The organism is Paracoccus simplex, from assembly GCF_042648325.1.
GTDB classification, from domain to species: domain Bacteria; phylum Pseudomonadota; class Alphaproteobacteria; order Rhodobacterales; family Rhodobacteraceae; genus Paracoccus; species Paracoccus simplex.
Map to the genome: position 1 here is coordinate 52,409 of NZ_JBHRXE010000006.1, position 19,889 is coordinate 72,297.

Below are 19,889 nucleotides of genomic sequence, written 5' to 3' on the forward strand. Positions count from 1 at the left end.
CGTCAATCGTCGTCGTCATCATCATCATCGTCGTCGTCGTCGCGATCACCCCTGCGGCGGCGTGGGCGATCATCGTCGTCGTCGCCCCAGCCGCGATAGCGAACCCGGCGCCGGTCGTCGTCGTCATCGCCGCGCCAGACCGGATATGCCCAGCCGCCGAGACCGCGCAGCAGCAGCCGCTCGATCCCCGGACCGGGCGCGTAGCGCGGGGCGTCATCATCATCCGCATATGCCGGCGCCGGAAGCGCCGCGGCCGCGGCGATGCCTGCCATCAGAACCATGCGAAGGGCTTTCATGCGTTTCATCCTTTGACCCAGAGCACCCCAGAAGGGGGCAAGGGGTTTACGGCCCGGCAGCCCGCCTATTCCCGGGAGCGGCGCTTTTCTTCGAAACCGGCCGACGGCCAGGCCCCTGCGGCTGCCGGGAACAATCCCCGGCAGCCCGCGTTCGGATTCCGAGCATCTGATGGGAGAGGACATCATGAAAGGCATCATCGCCTGGCTGCTGGGGGTTCCGATCTTCGTGATCATCCTGCTGTATCTGACCGGCATCTTCTGACCGGATCAGGCCCGGCCACGATCCCGCCCGCAGCGTTTCTCGGGGCGTTTGCCTGTCCGGCTGCTGGACGCCCCCTGCCCGCGCGGCTAAGCAGGGCTGCCCAACGTTCCGGAAAGGCCGCGCATGACCGATACCCTGCTGATGCTCGTCGCCGGTTTTTTCGGCGGGATGCTGAATGCCGTCGCCGGCGGCGGCACCTTCATCACCTTCCCGGCCCTGGTCGCCGGCGGCGTGCCGGTGGTCTCGGCCAATGCCACCAGCACCGTCGCGGCGCTGCCGGGCTATCTGTCGGCGGCCCTGGGCTTCCGGCGCGAGATCGCGCAGATCGAGCGCGCGCTGGTGCTGCGGCTGACCTTCTGGACGCTGGTCGGCGGTGTCGCCGGCTCCTGCCTGCTGCTGGTCTCGTCGAACCAAGCCTTCGCGGTGCTGGTGCCCTTCCTGTTGCTGGCCGCGACCTCGGTCTTCATCTGGGGCGCCAAGGTGCGGGAATGGGCAGCGCAGCACCGCAACGCGGTGGCGCCCTTCGGCGCCGGGACCATGGTGCCGGTCGCGGTCTATGGCGGCTATTTCAACGGCGGGCTGGGCATCGTGCTGCTGGCGCTGTTCGCGCTTTGGGGCATGACGCAGCTGAACCAGATGAACGGGCTGAAGAACTGGCTGTCCTTCGCGCTGTCCGTGATCTCCTTCGCGATCTTCGCGGCGGGCGGGCAGGTGGCCTGGGGTCCGGCGGCGGTGATGAGCCTAGGCACCGTGCTCGGCGGCTATCTGGGCGCGCCGGTGGCGCGGCGCATCCCGATCGGCGCGTTGCGGGCATTGATTGCGGCCATCGGCTTTGGCATGACGGCGCTGTTCCTCTGGCGGCTTTTCTGACGCCGGCCCAACCCGAAAGGATTTTCCATGTCCGAGATCAAGCGTATCGAGACCGGCCCCCGCATGAGCCAGGCGGTCGTCCATAACGGCACCGTCTACCTGGCGGGCCAAGTCGGCAAGCCCGGCGAATCGGTGACCGAGCAGACCCGCGCGGTGCTGGCCCAGATCGACCGGCTGCTGGCGGAATGCGGCTCGGACAAGACCCGCATCCTTTCGGCCCAGGTGTGGCTGGCCGACATGGCTGATTTCGCCGAGATGAACGCGGTCTGGGACGGCTGGGTCGCCGCCGGCCACGCCCCGGCCCGCGCCACCGGCGAATCGGCGCTGGCGACGCCCGACTACAAGGTCGAGATCATCGTGGTCGCGGCGCAGAACTGATCGCCGCCATGACCGAACGCGCGGCGCGCAAGCCCGGAGGTTCGCCGCCGCGCCCCAACCGCTCCATGGTCAGCGCCATGGCGGCAAGCTGCGCGCCGCGCTCCTCGGGATCCTCGATCAGCCGGTAGAGCGCCTGCGACATCGGCCCCGGCTGGCAGTTGCGGCCCAGATATTCCGGCACCGCCCGGGTCTCGCTGACCAGGTTGACCAGCGTCACGGTGTCGGTGCGCAGCAGCATCCCGATGATCAGCCGGCTGAGCGGCGCCACGTCATAGCCGATCACCATGGGCACGCCGTTCGCGGCCAGATCCAGGCTGACCGTGCCCGAGGCGGCCAGCGCCAGGTCGGCGGCGGCGAAGGCCGCGCGCCTTTCCTCGGGGCTTTCGATCACCACCGGCGCGGTCGGCCAGCGCCGGGCCATGTCGCGCACCAGACCCGAGACGCCGCGCACGGTCGGGATCACCACGCGAATCTCCGGCACCCGGTCGCGCAGCCGCATCAGCGCCTCGTCGAAGCGCGGGCCAAGCCGGCCGACCTCGGTCCGGCGCGAGCCCGGCAGGCACAGGACCAGCGGCGCATCCGGCGCGATGCCGTTCGCGGCGCGAAAGGCCGCCGCCTCGGCCGCGCCCGCCACCGGCTCGGCGACGATGGGATGGCCGACGAAATCGCACGTCATGCCGGCGGCCTGCATCAGGGGCGGCTCGAAGGGCAGGATCGCCAGCACATGGTCGATGACCTCGGCCATCTTTCCGGCCCGGCCCGGCCGCCAGGCCCAGACCGAGGGCGCGACGTAATGGATGGTGCGCAGATCCGGGGCCAGCGCCCGCGCCTGGCGTGCCACGCGCAGGCAGAAATCCGGGCTGTCGATGGTGATCAGCGCATCGGGCCGGGCCTCGACGACGGCGCGGGCGGTCTCGGCGATCCGGGCCTTCAGCGCCCGGTATTTCGGCAGCACCTCCCAGATGCCCATCAGGCTCAGCTCTTCCATGGGAAAGCGGCTCGCGAGCCCCTGCGCCGCCATGGCCGGGCCGCCGATCCCCAGGAATTCGGCGCCGGGATCGAGGCTGTTCAGCCCGGCCATCAGCGCGCCGCCCAGATTGTCGCCCGAAGGCTCGCCCGCGATCAGGAAGAACTTCATCGCGTCGCTCCGCTTGCCATGTCCCGACATGAGTCTTTGCAAAACAAAGAAGCCTCCCGGTCTTCACCGTTTTCCAAATACCCTGCTGCCGCTGTCGCGGCACCGTCATTTGGGTATTTGGAAAACGGTGAAGCAAGCCTCATTTCCGCTTTCCCAACACCCATTCACCCCCGCGACCACAGAAACAGCCCCGCTGCCTGGGCGCGGCGCACCGCCTCGGCGCGGTCCAGCAGGATAACGCTGCCCGCCTCCCAGGCGATGCCGGCCAGCCCGGCCTCGGCAGCCTGGATCACGGTATCGGGCCCGATGGTCGGCAGGTCGATGCGGCGGTCCTGGCCGGGCTTGGGCGCCTTGTAAAGCACGCCGCCCGCCCCCTTCGGATCGGGTTTCAACCCGACATGGAGCCGGGCGAATTCCAGCATCGCCTGGGTGCCCGGCAGCGCCTCGACCGCAAGGCAAAGCCCCTGCGCCACCACCGCGCCCTGACCGATGTCGAGCGTGCCGAGGCCCCGGACGATCTCGGCGGCGCGGGCGGCGTCCTTCTGGTCGCGTGGGCTCGGCTCGCCCGCCAGCACGCCTTCCCCAGGCACCAGATCCGGCAGGATCTGATCGACAGAACAGATGGTTATGCCTGCTTCCTCGAATACGTCGAGCACCGCGCGCAAGGCGGCGTCATCGCCCGACTGCATCCCCATCAGGATGCGCGGCACGATGGTCAGGGTGCGCGGGTCGAAAAGCTCGGGCTCGATCTTCGGGCGGCGGATGGCGCCGGCGAAAACCGCCTGCGTCACCCCCTGGTCGACCAGCTCGTCCAGGAAGGGCACCAGCCGTTCCAGGCGGAAGGGCCTGGCCTCGAGCTGCGGTTTCAGGTTGTCCAGCGCATAGACCAGCGGCTGGTCCAGCGCGGCGGCGATGGCGGGGGCAAGGCAGCCCTCGCCGGCGATCAGGGCGATGCGGCTCATGGATGTGCTCTCACGGATGTGGGGCCAGGAAGCTGCGGTCCGAGGGGCCGAGGATGAAATCCAGCACCTCGCGCACCATCGGGCCGTGATCCTCGTCCGCCAACTGGCGGGCGGTGTCGCGGAAGCTGCCCCGCCCCAACTGGCCCAGCATGTCGCGCAGCGCGTGGATGTCTTCGCGCGAGGCGCCGCGGCGCTTCAACCCGACCAGGTTCAGCCCGTCCAGATGGCCGCGCGGCCCCTGCACCAGGCCGAAGGGGATCACGTCGGCGGTCACCATGGTCACCGCGCCGATCATCGCGCCGCGGCCGATGCGCACCCATTGATGCACGCCGGACAGGCCGCCGACGATCACGTCGTCTTCCAGCACGCAATGGCCCGCCACCGAGGCGTTGTTCACCAGGATCACCCGGTCGCCGATCCGGCAGTCATGCGCCACATGGCTGCCGGCCATGAACAGCCCGTCGTCGCCGACCCGGGTGACGCCGCCGCCGCCCTCGGTGCCGGGGTTCATGGTCACGTATTCGCGGATGCGGTTGCGGGCGCCGATTTCCAGCCGGGTGCGTTCGCCGCGGAACTTCAGGTCCTGCGGCACCTCGCCCAGCGAGGCGAAGGGGAAGACGACGGTCTCGTCGCCGATCCTGGTCTCGCCCGTCACCACGACATGGGATTTCAGCACCACGCCGCGGCCGAGGCTGATCTCGGGGCCAACGACGCAGAACGGGCCGATCTCGCAACCCTCGCCGATCCGCGCGGCGGGGTCGACGACGGCCGAGGGGTGGATCACGGTCTCAGCCATTCTCGCCACGGTTCAGCATGGCCATGACCTCGGCCTCGGCGGCAAGCTGGCCGTTCACGATGGCGCGACCCTCGAATTTCCAGACCTTGCCGCCGCCGCGCAGGGTCTTCATGTGCAATTCCAGCACGTCGCCGGGCACCACCTTCTGACGGAAGCGGCATTTGTCGATCGACATGAAATAGGTGCCCATACCCTTGCCGGCCAGATCCAGCGACACGCCGACCAGCACCGCCGCGGCCTGGGCCATGGCCTCGATGATCAGCACGCCCGGCATCACCGGCTCTTGCGGGAAATGCCCCTCGAAATGCGGTTCGTTCGAGGTGACGTTCTTGATGCCGACGCAGCTTTCCATCGGCACGATGTCGCGGACCTTGTCCACCAGCAGGAAGGGATAGCGATGCGGCAGGATGCGCTTGATCATCGCCAGATCGACTTCGGTCGGCGGGATATAGGCGGTCTCGTCGGAAGCCATGCGGTCCTCTTGGAATGTTTTCATTTGCCTAGCAACGGGGGGCGAACTTGGCAAGTTTTGCCGGCGCTCAGGCGCGGCGCAGCCGGCCGCGCCCCTCGGCCAGCCAGCCGGCCAGCGCCAGCCCGGCGATCAGCGCCAGCCAGGCCCAGCCCGGCAGCAGCGGCCGGTGCGTCATGCCGCTGACCGATGCAGCGTCGCGCGGGGTGATGGCGATCCAGGGGCCGGCCACGCCCTGGCCATGCGCCGGCCGGCCTTCGCGCACCGTGCGCAGCGATGGGACGCCCTCGGAGAGCGGCAGCACCGCCCCCTGCGTCGCCTCGGCCAGGGGGCCCAGCACCGCGCCCGAGGCCACGGTTTCCTCGAATTCCCGCGGTGCCGCCGGGCCGAGCGCCAGGACGCGGCTGATCTCGCCATCGGCCAGCCGATACAGCCCCGGTCCCGGCGCCGTCCAGCGCGCGGTGAAACGGCCCGGCCCGGCCTCGGCCAGCGGCAGATCCTCGGTCCCGCCATCGGGACGGGTGATGCGCAGCGGGCCGGCGGTCTCGTCCATGGTGCGGCGGGTGATGGTCACGGTCAGACCGCCGGTCACATCGGCCAGCAGCGCCTCCTCCTCCAGTTCCGGTTCCTGCATCGACCAATGCGCGATGCGGCGCAGCAGCTCCAGTTGCGGGCCGCCGCCTTCGAAACCCCGGCCCCAGAGCCAGACCTGATCCGAGGTCAGCAGCGCCACCCGCCCCTTGCCGACCCGGTTCAGGATCAGCAGCGGCTCGTCATTGGCGCCGGTCATCACCACCTGCGCGCGCGGATCGGGGATCACCTGCGACATGCGCAGCCAGCGGCCCCAATGGCTGTCCGACCCCTCGGCCGGGGCGCCGGGCAGGCCGGCGGTGACGGGATGGCGCTGGCCGTCCTCGGTCAGCCGCGGCAGGAACGGTTCGTCATAGACCCGGCCGGTCGGGCGCGCCGGGATGATCGCCCCCATCGGCGACAGGTTCAGGCTTTCCACGGTGGACATCTCCGGTCCGGCCGAGACCAGAACCGCGCCGCCCTCTTCGACATAGCGGCGGATGTTCTCGTAATAGAGCGGCATCAGAATGCCGCGCACCCGGTCGCGGTCGAAGATGATCAGGTCGAAATCCTTGATCCGCTCCAGGAACAGTTCCTGGGTCGGGAAGGCGATCAGCGACATCTCGTCCACCGGAACCGCGTCCATCTTGTCCGGCGGCCGCAGGATGGTGAAGTGGATCAGGTCTACGTTCGCGTCGGATTTCAACAGGTTGCGCCAGGTCCGCTCGCCCGCATGCGGCGCGCCCGAGACCAGCAGCACCCGCAGCCGGTCGCGCACGCCCTGGATCTGCACGGCGGCGGAATTGTTGCGGTCGGTCAGTTCGGGCGTCGGGCCTTCAGGCGCGTCGAAGCCGATCGAGACCACGTTCTGCCCGGCGTGATCCGGCACCACCGGCAGATCCAGCGTCACGCCGGGCGGCAGCTCGAGGCTGCGCATCTCCTCGCCGTCCAGCATGATGCGCAGACGGGCGGGGGCCTGCGCCACCTCGGGCGGCACCGCCCCCTGGTCCTCGACCCGCAGGCGGATGGTGACGGGCTTGCCGATCAGCCCGTAGGCCGGGGCTTCCTCGATCACCAGCCGGCGGTCCCAGTCGGCGGGCTGGCCGGTCAGCAGCACATGCACCGGCGCGGGCGCGGCGGCCGGGACCATCGGCGCGTCGTGCACCAGCCCGTCGGTCAGGGCGATCACCCCGGCGACGCGACCCTGCGGCTCGGCGGCCAGCGCCCGGGTCAGGGCCGCGCCGGCCAGCGTGCCGTCCGGGTCGTCGCCCAGCGTCACCCGGCGGATCTCGGTATCCGGCAGGGCGGCAAGCTGGCGGGTCAGTTCCTCGACCGCGGCATCGGTCTGCGCCGCCCGCCCCGGCAGCGCCTGGCTGGCGCTGCGGTCGTCGAGCAGGATCACGATGTCGGACAGTTTGTTGCGGATGCCCGATTCCAGCGCCGGCCCCGCCAGCGCCGCCGCGACGGCCAAGCCGGCCAGTCCGCGCAGCAGCCAGCCGCGCAAGCCGCGCCAAAGCGACCAGAGCGCCACCAGCCCCGCCAGCAGCGCCAGCGCCGCCACGATGGGCCAGGGCAGCAGCGGATCGAAGGCGAGCCCGCTCATTCCGAGACCTCCTCCTGCCGCAGCCGGTCCAGCAATGCAGGCACATGCACCTGATCCGATTTGTAATTCCCGGTCAGCACATACATCACCAGGTTGACCCCGAAGCGATAGGCCATCTCGCGCTGGCGCTCGCCGTCGAAGCCGGAACCGACGCTGAACATCGGCAGGCCGTTATCGTCCACGGCCCAGGCCTCGGCCCAGGCATTGCCGCCGATCAGCACCGGCGACACGCCGTCGTTGAGATTGCGGAACGGGACCCCCTCGGCAGCCTCGGCGCCGGCGGGGGGCGCCTCGGCCCAGATCTCGCGCCCCTGATAGCGGCCGGGAAAATCCCTGAGCAGGTAGAAGGTCCGGGTCAGGACGTGATCCCCGGGCACCGGCGCCAGCGGCGGAATGTCCAGCGGCGCGGCCAGGGTCTGCAGCGCCGCCGAGCCGTCCGGCCCGCCCAGACCGGCGATGTCGCCGTCGCGGGTGTCGAACAGGATCATCCCGCCCGAGCGCAGGAAATGGTTCAGCCGCACATAGGCCTGCGGCGAGGGCAAGGGCTGCGCCTCGGTCACCGGCCAGTAGAGAAAGGTCAGCAGCGACAGGTCGTCGCGGTCGGGGTCGATGCCGATGGGCTCGTCCGGTTCGACCGTGGTGCGGGCGGTGAGCACCTGCGACAGCCCGCGCAGACCGGCTTCGGATGCCGCATCCACCTCGGCATCGCCGGTGATCACATAGGCCAGCGTCACGTCGTCCGCGGCCCGCATCAGGCGGGGGTCGGGCGCCTCTTGCGCGTGAAGCGCAGCGGTCCAGCACAGGGCCCAGAAGGGCAGGATCAACAGGATCAGCCTCATGCGAACCCCCTGCCCCGGCCGCGCCGCGTGCCCCGCGCCAGCCAGGCGCTGCCCAGGGCGTCCAGTGCGAACAGCGCCGCGGCCAGCGCGACCAGCCAGCCGCGCAGATCCAGCCCCGGCGCCTGCGCCGCGCTTTCGATCCGCGCGCCCGGCCAGTCGGCCAGGGCGATCGGCCCGCCGGCATTCAGCGCCGCCATGCGCTCGCCGCCGCGATAAAGCCCTGCCGGGGCGCCCGGCGCCGGCCCCTTGGCGAAATCGGCGGCGGCCACCGGCACCGGATTGCCGGGCTCGGCGCTGCGGCCGAAGCCGTCCAGCACCAGCTCGGGCAACCAGAAGGGCTGTTCCGCCGCCTCGACCTCGGGCGCGGCGGCGCTGGCGCGGGCGCTGCGCACCAGCCGGTCCAGCATTTCGACGAACAGGCCCGAGATCGCCAGGTTCGACCATTCCGCATTCGCGGTGGTGTGGAACAGCACCAGCTGCCCCTGCCCCAGCGGCGCGCGCGTGACCAGCGGCGTGCCGTCGGAAAGCTGGGCGATGGTGCGCTCGGCCAGGTCCGGGGCCGGCTCGGCCAGCAATTGCGCGCGCACCGTGGCATCGCGCGGCACGGCAAGGCCGGCGAAGGGCCCGTCGGCGGCAAAGGGCCGGATGCCGCGCGGCTCGCCCCAGCTCAGCGCGCCGCCGATGTCGCGCCCGCCGGCGCGCAGCCGCACCGGCAGCAGCGCCTCCTCGCTCAGCCGGTCCGAGGCCGCCATGCGCGGGCCGGAGAACCGCACCAGCAGCCCGCCGGCTTCCACCCAATCGCGCAGCTCGGCCTGTTCGGCCAGACCAAGCTGGTCGGCGATCACGATCACGTCGGGCGAGGCCTGCAGCACATCGCCCAGCCCACCCTCGATCAGGTCGGTCGAGGGGGCGAGCGACCGGCGCAGGTAATGCATGGGCGACAGCAGCCGCTGCCCTTCTCTGGCGCGGTCGTCGCCGACCAGCGCCACCTTGCGGCGGCGCATGCTGTCATCGGCCAGCACCACCGCCCCGGCCGAAACCTGGCCCTCGACTTCGAAGCGGGTGATGCGGTTGCGCAATTCGGACGGCAGGGTGATCGGGATGAGATAGCTGGCGACGCCGCCCTGGACGCCGCTCTCGGGCACCCCGGGCTTCAGCCGGGCCAGTTCGCGCGGGACGCCCTGCGGGTCGAGGCCCATGGCCAGCACCTCGGGCACCGGACCGCCGCCGGTCACGCGCAGCCGCAGCGCCGGCCGGTCGCCGGCAACGGGTTCCAGCGCCAGGCGCGGGCCCTGCGGCGGCACCACCGTCACCCGGCCCCGGCCCGACAGCGCCGCCAGCCAGTCGGCGCGGCCGTCATGGTCCAGCCCGTCGCTGAGCCAGAGCACCGACAGCGCCGCCGGCGCCTCGGCCAGCGCCGCATCGGGGTCGGCGGGATAGCGCGTCTCCCACGCGGCGGGGCGCAGGGCGCGCAATTGCCCGGCAAGCTCGGAAGCGGGCTGGAAGGCCAGCGCCCCCTCGGCCCGGCCGTCCGCGACCATGAGCGCTGCCGGCTGGCCCGCCGCCGCGGCCTGATCCAGCGCCCGCAAGGCCCGCTCCTGCCGCTGCGGCCAGTCGGGCGCGGCGGCCCAGCCGGCATCCATGACGATCAGCAGCGGCCCCTGCCCGCCCTGGTCCGGCGACGGCTTCCAGACCGGCCCGGCAAAGCCCAGGATCAGCGCCGCGATCGCCAGCACCCGCAGCAGCAGCAGCCACCACGGCGTATGCCGCGCCACCGGATGCGGATCCTTGAGGCCCAGAAGCAGCCGGGTGCCCGGAAACCGCACCAGCTTGGGCGACGGCGGCATGGCGCGCAGGATCAGCCACAGCACCGGCAACGCCGCCAGCGCCGCCAGCAGCCAGGGGGTCAGGAAGCCGAGGGGGCCCAGGACCAGCATCAGCCCTCCAGCACCGACCAGAGCCACAGCAGCGCCTGCGCCGGCGGCGCGGCGGTGTCATGGCTGCCGAAATGCCAGCCCGCGGTCAGCGCCGCGCGCTGGAGCAGTTCGCGCCGCTCGGCCAGCCGCGCCAGATAGGCGTCCCGCAGCCCGGCCGCGTCGCGGGTGTCGTGGCGAAGCGCCCCCGAGGCCGAGCGGAACAGCACCGCGCCGCCCCAGGGAAAGCCCTCCTCGTCCGGGTCCAGCACCTGCATCAGCACGCCCTGCACGCCAAGGCTGGCCGCGCGGCCGAGATAGTCCAGCACCGGCTGCGGATCGCCCAGGAAATCGTCGAACAGCACCACGCGCTGGCCGGGACGCAGCGCCTCGGCCGGCGGCGCGTCCTCGTCGCCGTCCAGCGCCTGGCGGGCGATCAGCGCCTCGGCGATGCGCTCGGCCTGCAGGCGGCCGGGGCGCGGCGGCTGGCCGGTCAGCGCCACGCGTTCGCTGCCGGCCAGCAACGCCATCGCCAAGGCCAGCGCCAGCAGATCGGCGCGGTCGCGCTTGCTGGGCCGGTCCTCGCCGCCCGCGTAATCCATGCCCGCCGCGCCCGAGACCCAAAGCGCCGCCGATTGCGCCACCTGTGCCTCGCGGTCGCGGACGAACTGCCCGTCCGAGCGGGCCGAGCGTCGCCAGTCGATGCTGCGCGCCGTATCGCCCGCAGTGGCGGGGCGGTATTGCCAGAAATCCTCGCCGGTGCCGGCCCGGCGCTGGCCATGCGCGCCGGCAACCAGCGCCGCCGCCAGCCGCTCGGCCGAGAGCATCAGCGCCGGCAGCGCCGCCGAGGCGGCCTCGGCCCGGGCGCGCAGCTGGTCGGCCGAGGGTTTCACGCGGCCGCCTGCATCCGGTCGCCGACCAGCCGCGCGATCACGCCCTCGATGCCGTCGCCGCGGGCGCGGGCGGCAAAGCTCAGCGCCATGCGGTGGCGCAGCACAGGGGCGGCCATGGCCTCGACATCGTCGAGCGTCGGCGCGAAACGGCCGTTCAGCGCCGCCCGCGCCCGCGTCACCAGCGTCAGCGCCTGCGCGGCGCGCGGCCCCGGCCCCCAGACCAGCGTGTCGGCCATCCAGCCGGGCGCCTCGGGCGCACCGGGCCGCGCGGCCCGCACCAGGTCAAGGATCGCGTTCAGCACCGCCTCGCCCACCGGCATGCGCCGGATCAGCGCCTGCGCCGCGACCAGCCCCGCCGCGTCGAAGACCGCATGGGCGCGGCCCTGCTCGACCCCGGTGGTGGCAAGCAGGATGGCGCGCTCGGTGTCGCGGTCGGGATAATCCACGTCGATCTGCAACAGGAAACGGTCCAGCTGCGCCTCGGGCAAGGGATAGGTGCCCTCCTGCTCGATCGGGTTCTGGGTGGCAAGGACGTGGAAGGGCCGGCCCAGCGGCCGGTGTTCGCCGCCGATGGTCACCTCGCCCTCCTGCATGGCCTGCAGCAGCGCGGATTGGGTGCGGGGGCTGGCGCGGTTGATCTCGTCCGCCATCAGCAGCTGGGTGAAGACCGGCCCCTCGATGAAGCGGAAGGCGCGGGTGCCGTCGGGGCGGATGTCCAGCACCTCGGAGCCCAGGATGTCGGCCGGCATCAGGTCGGGGGTGAACTGGATGCGCGCGGTATCAAGGCCCAGCACCGTGGCCAGCGTATCGACCAGCATGGTCTTGCCCAGGCCCGGCTGGCCGACCAGCAGCGCGTGCCCGCCCGACAGGATCGCGGCCAGCACCTGCTCGACCACCGCATGCTGGCCGACGAAGCGGCGCTCGACGCTGGCGCGGACCTGGGCCAGCCGGTCGGTCAGCGTCAAGATTTCCGAAACCAGTTTTTCATCCTCGGCCATGACAACGCCCCGTTTCTGCTCTAGGACAACATAAAGGCAGGTGTGACGGGGTCCACAGGGAATGGTGGAAAAGACTGACAATAGCGTGAGCGATGCGAGCGGAATCGCCGCCGCCGCCAGCCGCGCGTCGAAGAAGGGTCCGCCGCCCGTGCATCTGTGGAATCCCCCCTTCTGCGGCGATCTCGACATGGAAATCCGCGCCGATGGCAGCTGGTTCTATAACGGAACCCCCATCGGCCGGCCCGAAATGGTGCGCCTCTTCGCCTCGATCCTGAAGCGAGAGGGTAACGATTACTTTCTGGTCACCCCGGTCGAAAAGGTCGGCATCCGCGTGGTCGATGCGCCCTTCGTCGCCGTCGATGCCGAGATCGGGGAGGAGATCAGCTTTACCACCAATGTGGCCGACCGGGTGATCGCCGGTCCCGAGCATGCGATCGCGCTGCGCGGGACGGTCGAGGAACCCCGGCCCTATGTGCATATTCGCCGCGGTCTTTGGGCGCTGATCGACCGCAAGACATTCTACCGACTGGCCGATGCAGCTATGCCCGGCGAAAACGGGCGTATGGAAGTGCGATCGGGAGGGACGGCCTTTCCTCTGGAGCCCTGACCATGGCGCGATTCGCCGCCAACCTGACCTATCTGTTCACCGAGCTGCCGATGCAGCAGCGCTTTGCCGCCGCCCGCCGCGCCGGCTTTCACGGGGTCGAGATCCTGTTTCCCTATGACCTGGCGGTCAAGGAACTGACCCGGGCCGCGCAGGCGGCGGGGGTGGAATTCGTGCTGATGAACACGCCGCCGCCGAACTGGGCGGGCGGACCGCGCGGCTTTGCCGCCGAACCGGGCAACGAGGCGCGGTTCCGCAGCGATTTCGACCGGGCCATGCGCTTCGCCCGGGCATTGGGGGTGCAGCATCTGCATGTGATGGCCGGCAAGGCCGCCGGGGCCGCGGCCCGGCGCACGCTGGTCGCGAACCTTCGCTGGGCCTGCGCCCGCGCGCCGCAGGCCAGCCTGACCATCGAGCCGATGAATGGCGAGGACATGCCGGGCTATTTTCTCGACTGCTTCGATCTGGCGGCCGAGATCGTCGAGGAGGTCGGCGCCGCCAATCTGGGGCTGCAATTCGACGCCTACCAGGCGCAGATGATCCATGGCGACGCGCTGGAGATCTGGCAGCGCCATGCCGGCCGGGTGCGGCACATCCAGGTCGCCGGCTGCCCGGGCCGGCACGAACCGCGCCAGGGCGATGCCCATTTCGCCGAATTGCTGCGGGCCGTCGACGGTTCCGGCTATCAGGGCTGGGTGGGGGCGGAATATTCGCCGCGCACCTCGACCGAGGCCGGGCTGCGCTGGCTGCGCTCGGCCTGACAGCGGCCTGACAGCGGCCGGGCCGCGCCGGGTCCGGGCGGGAAATGGCGGCGCTGGTGCGGTGGCCGGGCCGACTGCCGGGCACGGCCTCCGCCAGCGCCGTGTCGCTTCCCGTCCGCCGGGTTTCGGCAAGCCAGCGGCGCCGGCCTGTCAATCCTCGCCGGGCAGGCGCTTGGCCATCCGTTCGGCCATCGCCTGATAGCCGCTGGCCTTCAGGCCGGCGATCGTGCCCAGATAGTCCCGCGGCTCGCGGTTCTGGCTGAGCTTCGATTTCGCCAGGGTCCGGCGCAGGGCGATGCGGAGGGCGACGATGCCGTTCAGCATCTGCTGCAGGTAATCGGCCGGGGCGTCGGCCATGCGCCAGGCCTGGGTGCCGTTCAGGCGGCGCTCGTGCTTGCGGGTCAGCAGGCCGACGGCCGCGCGCTTGGCATGGTCGTCATGCTGGAAGCTGATGGCGCCATAGGCATGGACCACCTGATAGTTCCAGGTCGGGACGTGCCGGTGATGCTCGGCCTTGCTCGGGTAGAAATTCGGCGAGACATAGGCATCCTCGCCCCGGAAGATCGCCAGCACCTCCTGACCATCGGCGATCAGCCGGTGCATGTCGTTGGCCAGCGCCACATGCCCGATCAGCGTGCCATCCGGGGCGGCCAGCAGCGGGATATGGTTGGCAACCAGCCCCTTTCCGGTCTGCGCCACGATGCAGGCCAAAGGCGCGGTCTCGATGATCGCGGCGATTTCGTCGGGGCGGATCTCGTGGAAATGCGGGGGGACATACATGCTTGCTGCTCCGATGCCGAGACTGCCGGATCGTGTCCTTGGCCCAGGATGATGACAATGCCCGCGCCGGCCGGAACCGGCGCAGGGCAAGCGCTGCTAGTAAGCCGCGCTGCCGGTGCCGGCGGGAAGCGCGCCATAGGGCAGCCAGATGGTCTTGCTGCGGCTGGCGGCGCGCAGGAATTCCCGGCCTTGCGCCTTCGCATCGGTCCAATCGCGCGGCTCGGGCGTCCAGACCGGGATCAGGGTCTCGGCCGCGGTGCGCTGCACCTCGGCCAGCCCCTCGCCCTGCCCGGCATGCCAGATCGCCGAGACGCCGTCATGCGCGGCAAGCGCCCCCGCCAGCGCATCACGCGGACCGCTGACGATGTTCACCACACCGCCCGGCACGTCCGAGCAGGCCAGAACCTGCGCCAGCGTCAGCGCCGCCATCGGCCGGTCCTGCGACGGGATCGCCACCACGGCATTGCCCATGGCGATGGCCGGCAGCACCAGCGCCATGAACCCCGCCAGCGGCGCGGCCGTGGGCGCGACCAGTCCCATGACGCCATACGGCTCGGGCTGCACATGGCACAGGTGGCCGGGCTTGGCCGCAACCGTGGCGCCGTCGTATTTGTCGGCGAAACCGGCATAGAAGAAGCAGCGGCGGATGGCGGCATCGACCTCGGCCGGACTGGCGAAGCCGGCGAATTCGGCGCGGCGCTGCGCCAGGTTTTCGGCCAGGAAATACAGCACCTGCGCCCGGCCGTGGCCGCCCAGGCCCTGCCATTTCGCCAGCGCGGACCCCGCCGCCTCGACGGCGTTGCGGATGTCCTTGCGATTGCCCAGCGGCACCAGCTCGTCCTGCGCCAGGTAGCTGGCACCGCCATCCGGCCGCTTCTGCGCGCCGCCGATGTAATGCTTGACGGTGCGGTCGATCCCGGCGCTGTCCTCGGGCGCCTCGACCGGGGCGATCTCCGCCGGCACCGGGTCGCGCTGCGCGGCGACGGCGGCGGTAAGATAATCCAGCATCCCCTCGCGCCCGCCTTCGCGGCCATAGCCCGAATCGCGCATCCCGCCAAAGGGCGCGGCGGCGTCGAACAGGTTGGCGCAATTCACCCAGACCACGCCGGCCTTGATCCGCGCCGCCATGTCGGTCGCCACCGTGGCGCTTTCCGACCAGACCGAGGCTGCCAGCCCATAGCGGGTGTTGTTGGCCAGATCCGCCGCCTCGTCCGCGGTGCGAAAGGTGGACAGCGTGGCGATGGGGCCGAAGATCTCCTCGACCATGCCGGGATTGGCGGGCGCGATGTTGCGCAGATAACCCGGCGCGATGAAACAGCCCGCCGCCGCCGGCGCGCCGCCGACCAGCTCCGCCCCGGCGGCGGTCGCCCGGTCGAGGATGCGCAGGATCCGATCCTTTTGCACCGGATCGACGATGGCGCCGATATCGGTGGATTTGTCGAGCGGCGGGCCGAGGCGCAGGCTCTGCATCCGGGCCCGCAGCAGCGCCTCGAACCGCGCGGCGACCGATTCGGCGACCAGGATGCGCGAGCCGGCGCAGCAGACCTCGCCCTGGTTGAACCAGATCGAATCGACCACGCCCTCGATGGCGGCGTCCAGGTCGGCATCCTCCATGACCACGAAGGGCGACTTGCCGCCCAGTTCCAGCGTCAGCCGCTTGCCCGAACCCGCGACGGCGCGGGCGATGCCGCGCCCGACCTCGGTCGAGCCGGTGAAGGCGATCTTGTCCACCGGCGCCTCGACCAGCGCCGCGCCGGTCTCGCCGTCGCCGGTGACGATGTTGACCACCCCGGCGGGCAGCCCGACATGGGCGCAGATCTCGGCAAAGGCCAGCGCGGTCAGCGGCGTGTATTCGGCCGGCTTCAGCACCACGGTATTGCCGGCGGCCAGGGCCGGCGCCACCTTCCAGGCCAGCATCAGCAGCGGAAAGTTCCAGGGGATGATCTGGCCGCAGACGCCCAGCGGGCCATGGCCGGGAAATTCGGTCTCGGCCAGCTCGGCCCAGCCGGCGTGATGGTAGAAATGCCGCACCACCAGCGGCACGTCGATGTCGCGGCTTTCGCGGATCGGCTTGCCGTTGTCCAGCGTCTCCAGCACCGCCAGGAAGCGTTCGCGCTTCTGGATGGTGCGCGCGATGGCATACAGAAAGCGCGCCCGCACATGGCCGGGCATGGCGCCCCAGCCGCGCTGCGCCCGGCGGGCGGCGCGCACCGCCTTCATCACGTCGCGGGCGGTGCCTTGCGTGACCTGCGCCAGTTCTTCGCCGGTCGAGGGGTCGCGGCTGGCAAAGGTCTCGCCCGGCCGGGTGAAACGTCCGGCGATGAAATGGCCGAAGCGGCCGCGTTCGCGCAGCCAGTCGCGGACGGCAGAGGCATCCTCGGGCGCGGGGCCGTATTCCATGCTTTCCATGATTTCGCTTACCTTCGGCATGTTCACCCCGCGGCCAGACGATGGGCGCCGGCATAGCGCCCGGTGACGTGATGGGAGATCTGCCGCTCGATATCGGCCAGAAGCGAGCTGGCGCCGATGCGGAACAGATCCGGCCGCAGCCAGTCGCGGCCCAGCTCCTCGGCCATCAGCACCTGCCAGTTCAGCGCGTCCCTGGCGGTTTTCAACCCGCCGGCCGGCTTGAAGCCGACGGCAAAGCCGGTCTGGTCACGATAGTCGCGGATCGCGCGCAGCATGACCAAGCTGACCGGCAGCGTGGCGTTCACCGGCTCTTTCCCGGTCGAGGTCTTGATGAAATCGGCGCCGGCCTGCATGGCGACATGGCTGGCCTTGGCGACATTGCCCAGGGTCTTAAGCTCGCCCGTCGCCAGGATCGCCTTCATCCGGGCATGGCCGCAAGCCTCGCGCATGTCGCAGATCTCGTCGTAAAGCGCCGCCCATTCGCCGCGCAGCACCAGCGCGCGGGAAATGACGATGTCGATCTCGTCCGCGCCCTGGTCCAGTGCATAGCGGATCTCGGCCAGCCGCAGGTCAAGCGGCATCAGCCCGGCCGGAAAGCCGGTCGCGACCGAGGCGACGGGGATCGCCGTGCCGGCTAGCGCCCGTTTCGCCGCCGCCACCATGGTCGGATAGACGCAGACCGCGCCGGTGGTCAGGTGATCGACCCCCAGCGCCGCCAACTGACCGGCATCGACGGGCTGGCGCGCCTTGGCGCAAAGCCGGGCCACGCGGTCGGGCGTGTCGTCGCCCGACAGCGTGGTCAGGTCGATGCAGCCTACCGCGTTCAGAAGCCAGGCCGCCTGCCATTCCTTCTTCAGGCTGCGGCGCGCGGCCAGGCTTGCGGCGCGGCGCTCGGCCGCCGGGGTGTTGACCTGGATGGTCTCGAACCAGTCGAGGCGGAAATCGGTGCCGGGGTTCTTGCGCTCCATCGCTCAGCGGCCCCGCAGCCCGTCCCACCAGCGCCGCATGCGCCCGCGCGCCCGGTCGCGCGCCGCGTCGGCCCGGGCGTCGATCCGGTCCCAGGTCTCGTCGGCAGAGCGCACCGCGGGGTCGATGGTGCGTTCGCGGAACTGGTTCCACATGCGCCAGAGCAGGAACAGCAGCGCCCCCAGCACCAGCAGGATGATCTGCGCCGCCCAGTTGAAGGGCTTGACCTCGGGCCCCGCCACCGGCTTCACCGAGATGGCGTTGGGATAGATCGACAACCAGGAGATGCGCCAGCCGTAAGAGGTCACGCTGACCCATTCCGGACTGGCCGCGGTCGAGCGCATGTCCGTCGCCCGCGCATGCAGGTTCGAGCTGTCGTATTTGAAATAGGGCGGCCAGATCCAGCCGGTATCCTCGTTGCGATAGACATAGGGCTTGCCGTTCGGGCGCACCGTGTCGATGAAGCGCACGTCGCGCTGCCCCTGCGCGTTCTGCACCGTGCCGGTGTCGGGCGAGGCATAGAAGATGCGGTTCGCGCCGATATCGGTCAGGCGGTTGTAGGTGTTGGTGATGCGGACCGTCTGCTTCGAGGGCAGCGTGTAGTCCAGGAACGAAAAGACCGCGATCCCGAAGATCACTCCAAGGACGGTCAGGAACCAGCGCATCGGCGCCCCCCTCAGTTGTAATTCACGAACACGATGATCACGATGATCGCGACCACCGGCAGAACCAGCACCAGCCCGACGAGCCGCGCCCGCAGGGTCTTGCCGAAACCCACCATCGAACGCCGCACGAACTCGGCGCGTTCCGGCGAGGGGCCCGCGCGTTCGGGATGGCGGCGATCCCATTCCTTTTCAAGCTCTTCCCGGCGCAGGCTGCGGATGTAGATCGAAATCAACGCATAGAAGATCAGCTCGACGGCCAGGACCATGCCGATCAGGCGGAGAAAGGCGATCATCGGGCCGACCATGGTTGCGAAAAACCTGCCCCATGGAAGGCCCGCGCGCCGCGACTGTCAATGACCCCATTGCCGCGCCCCCGCGCCCGGCCTAGCCTTGCACCATGGACGCCCTTGCCCTCGAGATCGAGAACCGCCGCGACGACCTGGTCCGCCTGACCCAGGATCTGATCCGCATTCCGACGCTGAACCCGCCAGGACGCAACTACCGCGAGATCTGCGAATACCTGCAGGCGCGGCTGGCGCCGCAGGGTTGGACCTGCGAGCTGATCCGCGCCCATGGCGCGCCCGGCGACTGCGAGGCTTTCCCGCGCTGGAACCTGGTGGCCCGGCATCGCGGCGGCCCGCCCGGCGAATGCGTGCATTTCAACAGCCATCACGACGTGGTCGAGATCGGCCATGGCTGGAGCCGCGATCCCTTCGCCGCCGAACTGGCCGATGGCCGCATCTATGGCCGCGGCGCCTGCGACATGAAGGGGGGCTTGGCCGCCAGCATCATCGCCGCCGAGGCCTTCACGGCGCTTTACCCCGACCACCCCGGCCAGATCGAGATCAGCGCCACCGCGGACGAGGAATCGGGCGGTTTCGGCGGCGTGGCCTATCTGGCCCAGCAGGGCGCCTTCGCGCATGTCGGCCATGTCATCATCCCCGAGCCCCTGCACAAGGACCGCATCTGCCTGGGTCATCGCGGCGTCTGGTGGGCCGAGATCGAGACGCATGGCCGCATCGCCCATGGCTCGATGCCCTTCCTGGGCGACAGCGCCATCCGCCACATGGGCGCGGTGCTGGAGGAAATGGAACGCACGCTGTTCCCGCTGCTGATGACCAAACACACGCAGATGCCGGTGATCCCCGAAGGCGCGCGGAATTCGACGCTGAACATCAACTCGATCCATGGCGGCGAGCCGGATCTCGGCCCCGACTTCACCGGTCTGCCCGCACCCTGCGTCGCCGACCGCTGCCGCATCACCATCGACCGCCGCTTCCTGATCGAGGAGGAGCTGTCGGAAGTGAAGCGCGAGGTCACCGCGCTGCTCGAAAAGGTCAAGGCGCAAAGGCCCGGCCTCTCCTATGAGATCCGCGACCTGTTCGAGGTCATCCCCAGCATGACAGACCGCGAGGCCCCGGTGGTGCGCTCGACCGCGGCGGCCATCGAACGGGTTCTGGGCCGCGAGGCCGGCTATGTCGTCAGCCCCGGCACCTACGACCAGAAGCACATCGACCGCATCGGCAAGCTGCAGAACTGCATCGCCTACGGGCCGGGGGTGCTGGACCTGGCGCACCAGCCCGACGAATGGGTGGGCGTGGACGACATGCGGGATTCCGCCCGCGTCATGGCCCTGGTGCTCGACGACCTCCTGCGCGGCGCTTCGGGGGATTCCCCCCGCTTTGCACCTGTGGCATGATCGCCCGAAACAACCGAG

20 protein-coding genes are annotated in these 19,889 nt (G+C 70.5%); 5 read left to right on the forward strand and 15 right to left on the reverse strand.

What is annotated here, in order from left to right:
- Positions 1-2: 2 nt before the first annotated feature.
- Entirely contained in the window at positions 3-305 is a 303-nt protein-coding gene (locus tag ACFOMP_RS02295) for a hypothetical protein (RefSeq protein WP_379027734.1), read from the reverse strand.
- Positions 306-681: 376 nt separating this feature from the next.
- Here ACFOMP_RS02295 and ACFOMP_RS02300 point away from each other — a divergent pair, with 376 nt between their 5' ends.
- Both ACFOMP_RS02300 and ACFOMP_RS02305 read left to right on the forward strand, forming a co-directional pair.
- Positions 682-1,428, forward strand: coding sequence for a sulfite exporter TauE/SafE family protein (locus ACFOMP_RS02300; RefSeq protein WP_379027735.1), 747 nt, complete (start codon positions 682-684; stop codon positions 1,426-1,428).
- A gap of 27 nt (positions 1,429-1,455) precedes the next feature.
- Complete coding sequence (locus ACFOMP_RS02305) at positions 1,456-1,806, forward strand: RidA family protein (protein WP_289893421.1); 351 nt, start codon at positions 1,456-1,458, stop codon at positions 1,804-1,806.
- Here ACFOMP_RS02305 and lpxB read toward each other — a convergent pair.
- From lpxB to ACFOMP_RS02350, 9 genes are all read right to left on the reverse strand, one after another.
- Positions 1,781-2,944 carry a lipid-A-disaccharide synthase gene (gene lpxB / locus ACFOMP_RS02310; RefSeq protein ID WP_379027736.1) on the reverse strand — a complete coding sequence of 388 codons (1,164 nt, stop codon included), beginning with the start codon at positions 2,942-2,944 and terminating at the stop codon, positions 1,781-1,783. The two genes, ACFOMP_RS02305 and lpxB, sit on opposite strands and share 26 nt — an antisense overlap.
- A gap of 164 nt (positions 2,945-3,108) precedes the next feature.
- A complete protein-coding gene (locus ACFOMP_RS02315; RefSeq protein WP_379027737.1) occupies positions 3,109-3,906 on the reverse strand; it encodes an LpxI family protein in 798 nt (265 codons plus the stop codon).
- A gap of 10 nt (positions 3,907-3,916) precedes the next feature.
- On the reverse strand, positions 3,917-4,702 hold the full coding sequence (gene lpxA / locus ACFOMP_RS02320; protein ID WP_379027738.1) for an acyl-ACP--UDP-N-acetylglucosamine O-acyltransferase: 786 nt from the start codon (positions 4,700-4,702) through the stop codon (positions 3,917-3,919).
- Positions 4,695-5,174, reverse strand: a complete 480-nt coding sequence (fabZ, locus tag ACFOMP_RS02325; protein ID WP_289894859.1) for a 3-hydroxyacyl-ACP dehydratase FabZ — start codon at positions 5,172-5,174, stop codon at positions 4,695-4,697. Before fabZ ends, lpxA begins: the two co-directional genes overlap by 8 nt.
- Positions 5,175-5,241: 67 nt before the next feature.
- Positions 5,242-7,344, reverse strand: coding sequence for a hypothetical protein (locus ACFOMP_RS02330; RefSeq protein WP_379027739.1), 2,103 nt, complete (start codon positions 7,342-7,344; stop codon positions 5,242-5,244).
- On the reverse strand, positions 7,341-8,183 hold the full coding sequence (locus ACFOMP_RS02335; protein WP_379027740.1) for a DUF4159 domain-containing protein: 843 nt from the start codon (positions 8,181-8,183) through the stop codon (positions 7,341-7,343). The genes ACFOMP_RS02330 and ACFOMP_RS02335 overlap by 4 nt, the downstream gene beginning before the upstream one ends.
- On the reverse strand, positions 8,180-10,120 hold the full coding sequence (locus ACFOMP_RS02340; protein ID WP_379027741.1) for a BatA domain-containing protein: 1,941 nt from the start codon (positions 10,118-10,120) through the stop codon (positions 8,180-8,182). The genes ACFOMP_RS02335 and ACFOMP_RS02340 overlap by 4 nt, the downstream gene beginning before the upstream one ends.
- The gene (locus tag ACFOMP_RS02345) at positions 10,120-10,989 is read right to left on the reverse strand and encodes a DUF58 domain-containing protein (RefSeq protein WP_379027742.1); all 870 of its coding nucleotides are present in this window, start codon (positions 10,987-10,989) and stop codon (positions 10,120-10,122) included. Before ACFOMP_RS02345 ends, ACFOMP_RS02340 begins: the two co-directional genes overlap by 1 nt.
- Complete coding sequence (locus tag ACFOMP_RS02350) at positions 10,986-11,987, reverse strand: AAA family ATPase (protein ID WP_379027743.1); 1,002 nt, start codon at positions 11,985-11,987, stop codon at positions 10,986-10,988. Before ACFOMP_RS02350 ends, ACFOMP_RS02345 begins: the two co-directional genes overlap by 4 nt.
- Before the next feature lie 61 nt (positions 11,988-12,048).
- On the opposite strand from ACFOMP_RS02350, the gene ACFOMP_RS02355 reads away from it, so the two are divergent.
- Complete coding sequence (locus ACFOMP_RS02355) at positions 12,049-12,594, forward strand: DUF1285 domain-containing protein (RefSeq protein ID WP_289893415.1); 546 nt, start codon at positions 12,049-12,051, stop codon at positions 12,592-12,594.
- Between the two features lie 2 nt (positions 12,595-12,596).
- The gene (locus tag ACFOMP_RS02360; protein ID WP_289893414.1) at positions 12,597-13,352 is read left to right on the forward strand and encodes a hydroxypyruvate isomerase family protein; all 756 of its coding nucleotides are present in this window, start codon (positions 12,597-12,599) and stop codon (positions 13,350-13,352) included.
- Positions 13,353-13,502: 150 nt separating this feature from the next.
- Here ACFOMP_RS02360 and ACFOMP_RS02365 read toward each other — a convergent pair whose 3' ends face one another.
- The 5 genes from ACFOMP_RS02365 to ACFOMP_RS02385 form a co-directional block, all read right to left on the reverse strand.
- The gene (locus ACFOMP_RS02365; protein ID WP_379027744.1) at positions 13,503-14,132 is read right to left on the reverse strand and encodes an FMN-binding negative transcriptional regulator; all 630 of its coding nucleotides are present in this window, start codon (positions 14,130-14,132) and stop codon (positions 13,503-13,505) included.
- Between the two features lie 96 nt (positions 14,133-14,228).
- On the reverse strand, positions 14,229-16,562 hold the full coding sequence (locus tag ACFOMP_RS02370; RefSeq protein ID WP_379027745.1) for an aldehyde dehydrogenase family protein: 2,334 nt from the start codon (positions 16,560-16,562) through the stop codon (positions 14,229-14,231).
- A 2-nt stretch (positions 16,563-16,564) separates the two neighbouring features.
- A complete protein-coding gene (gene deoC / locus ACFOMP_RS02375) occupies positions 16,565-17,509 on the reverse strand; it encodes a deoxyribose-phosphate aldolase (protein WP_289893411.1) in 945 nt (314 codons plus the stop codon).
- 3 nt (positions 17,510-17,512) lie between these two features.
- Entirely contained in the window at positions 17,513-18,172 is a 660-nt protein-coding gene (locus tag ACFOMP_RS02380; RefSeq protein ID WP_379027746.1) for a DUF1523 family protein, read from the reverse strand.
- A gap of 11 nt (positions 18,173-18,183) precedes the next feature.
- Positions 18,184-18,465 (reverse strand): hypothetical protein, encoded by a 282-nt coding sequence (locus ACFOMP_RS02385; RefSeq protein ID WP_379027747.1) that lies wholly within the window; start codon positions 18,463-18,465, stop codon positions 18,184-18,186.
- 104 nt (positions 18,466-18,569) lie between these two features.
- Here ACFOMP_RS02385 and ACFOMP_RS02390 point away from each other — a divergent pair, with 104 nt between their 5' ends.
- Positions 18,570-19,871 (forward strand): acetylornithine deacetylase/succinyl-diaminopimelate desuccinylase family protein, encoded by a 1,302-nt coding sequence (locus tag ACFOMP_RS02390; protein WP_379027748.1) that lies wholly within the window; start codon positions 18,570-18,572, stop codon positions 19,869-19,871.
- Positions 19,872-19,889: the final 18 nt, after the last annotated feature.

What these genes read in the sequence shown, in the direction of transcription:
- ACFOMP_RS02295 (WP_379027734.1), bottom strand. Translation starts at nt 305, where the DNA reads ATGAAACGCATGAAAGCCCTTCGCATGGTTCTGATGGCAGGCATCGCC.
- ACFOMP_RS02300 (WP_379027735.1), top strand. Translation starts at nt 682, where the DNA reads ATGACCGATACCCTGCTGATGCTCGTCGCCGGTTTTTTCGGCGGGATG.
- ACFOMP_RS02305 (WP_289893421.1), top strand. Translation starts at nt 1,456, where the DNA reads ATGTCCGAGATCAAGCGTATCGAGACCGGCCCCCGCATGAGCCAGGCG.
- lpxB (WP_379027736.1), bottom strand. Translation starts at nt 2,944, where the DNA reads ATGAAGTTCTTCCTGATCGCGGGCGAGCCTTCGGGCGACAATCTGGGC.
- ACFOMP_RS02315 (WP_379027737.1), bottom strand. Translation starts at nt 3,906, where the DNA reads ATGAGCCGCATCGCCCTGATCGCCGGCGAGGGCTGCCTTGCCCCCGCC.
- lpxA (WP_379027738.1), bottom strand. Translation starts at nt 4,702, where the DNA reads ATGGCTGAGACCGTGATCCACCCCTCGGCCGTCGTCGACCCCGCCGCG.
- fabZ (WP_289894859.1), bottom strand. Translation starts at nt 5,174, where the DNA reads ATGGCTTCCGACGAGACCGCCTATATCCCGCCGACCGAAGTCGATCTG.
- ACFOMP_RS02330 (WP_379027739.1), bottom strand. Translation starts at nt 7,344, where the DNA reads ATGAGCGGGCTCGCCTTCGATCCGCTGCTGCCCTGGCCCATCGTGGCG.
- ACFOMP_RS02335 (WP_379027740.1), bottom strand. Translation starts at nt 8,183, where the DNA reads ATGAGGCTGATCCTGTTGATCCTGCCCTTCTGGGCCCTGTGCTGGACC.
- ACFOMP_RS02340 (WP_379027741.1), bottom strand. Translation starts at nt 10,120, where the DNA reads ATGCTGGTCCTGGGCCCCCTCGGCTTCCTGACCCCCTGGCTGCTGGCG.
- ACFOMP_RS02350 (WP_379027743.1), bottom strand. Translation starts at nt 11,987, where the DNA reads ATGGCCGAGGATGAAAAACTGGTTTCGGAAATCTTGACGCTGACCGAC.
- ACFOMP_RS02355 (WP_289893415.1), top strand. Translation starts at nt 12,049, where the DNA reads ATGGTGGAAAAGACTGACAATAGCGTGAGCGATGCGAGCGGAATCGCC.
- ACFOMP_RS02360 (WP_289893414.1), top strand. Translation starts at nt 12,597, where the DNA reads ATGGCGCGATTCGCCGCCAACCTGACCTATCTGTTCACCGAGCTGCCG.
- ACFOMP_RS02365 (WP_379027744.1), bottom strand. Translation starts at nt 14,132, where the DNA reads ATGTATGTCCCCCCGCATTTCCACGAGATCCGCCCCGACGAAATCGCC.
- ACFOMP_RS02370 (WP_379027745.1), bottom strand. Translation starts at nt 16,562, where the DNA reads ATGCCGAAGGTAAGCGAAATCATGGAAAGCATGGAATACGGCCCCGCG.
- deoC (WP_289893411.1), bottom strand. Translation starts at nt 17,509, where the DNA reads ATGGAGCGCAAGAACCCCGGCACCGATTTCCGCCTCGACTGGTTCGAG.
- ACFOMP_RS02380 (WP_379027746.1), bottom strand. Translation starts at nt 18,172, where the DNA reads ATGCGCTGGTTCCTGACCGTCCTTGGAGTGATCTTCGGGATCGCGGTC.
- ACFOMP_RS02385 (WP_379027747.1), bottom strand. Translation starts at nt 18,465, where the DNA reads ATGATCGCCTTTCTCCGCCTGATCGGCATGGTCCTGGCCGTCGAGCTG.
- ACFOMP_RS02390 (WP_379027748.1), top strand. Translation starts at nt 18,570, where the DNA reads ATGGACGCCCTTGCCCTCGAGATCGAGAACCGCCGCGACGACCTGGTC.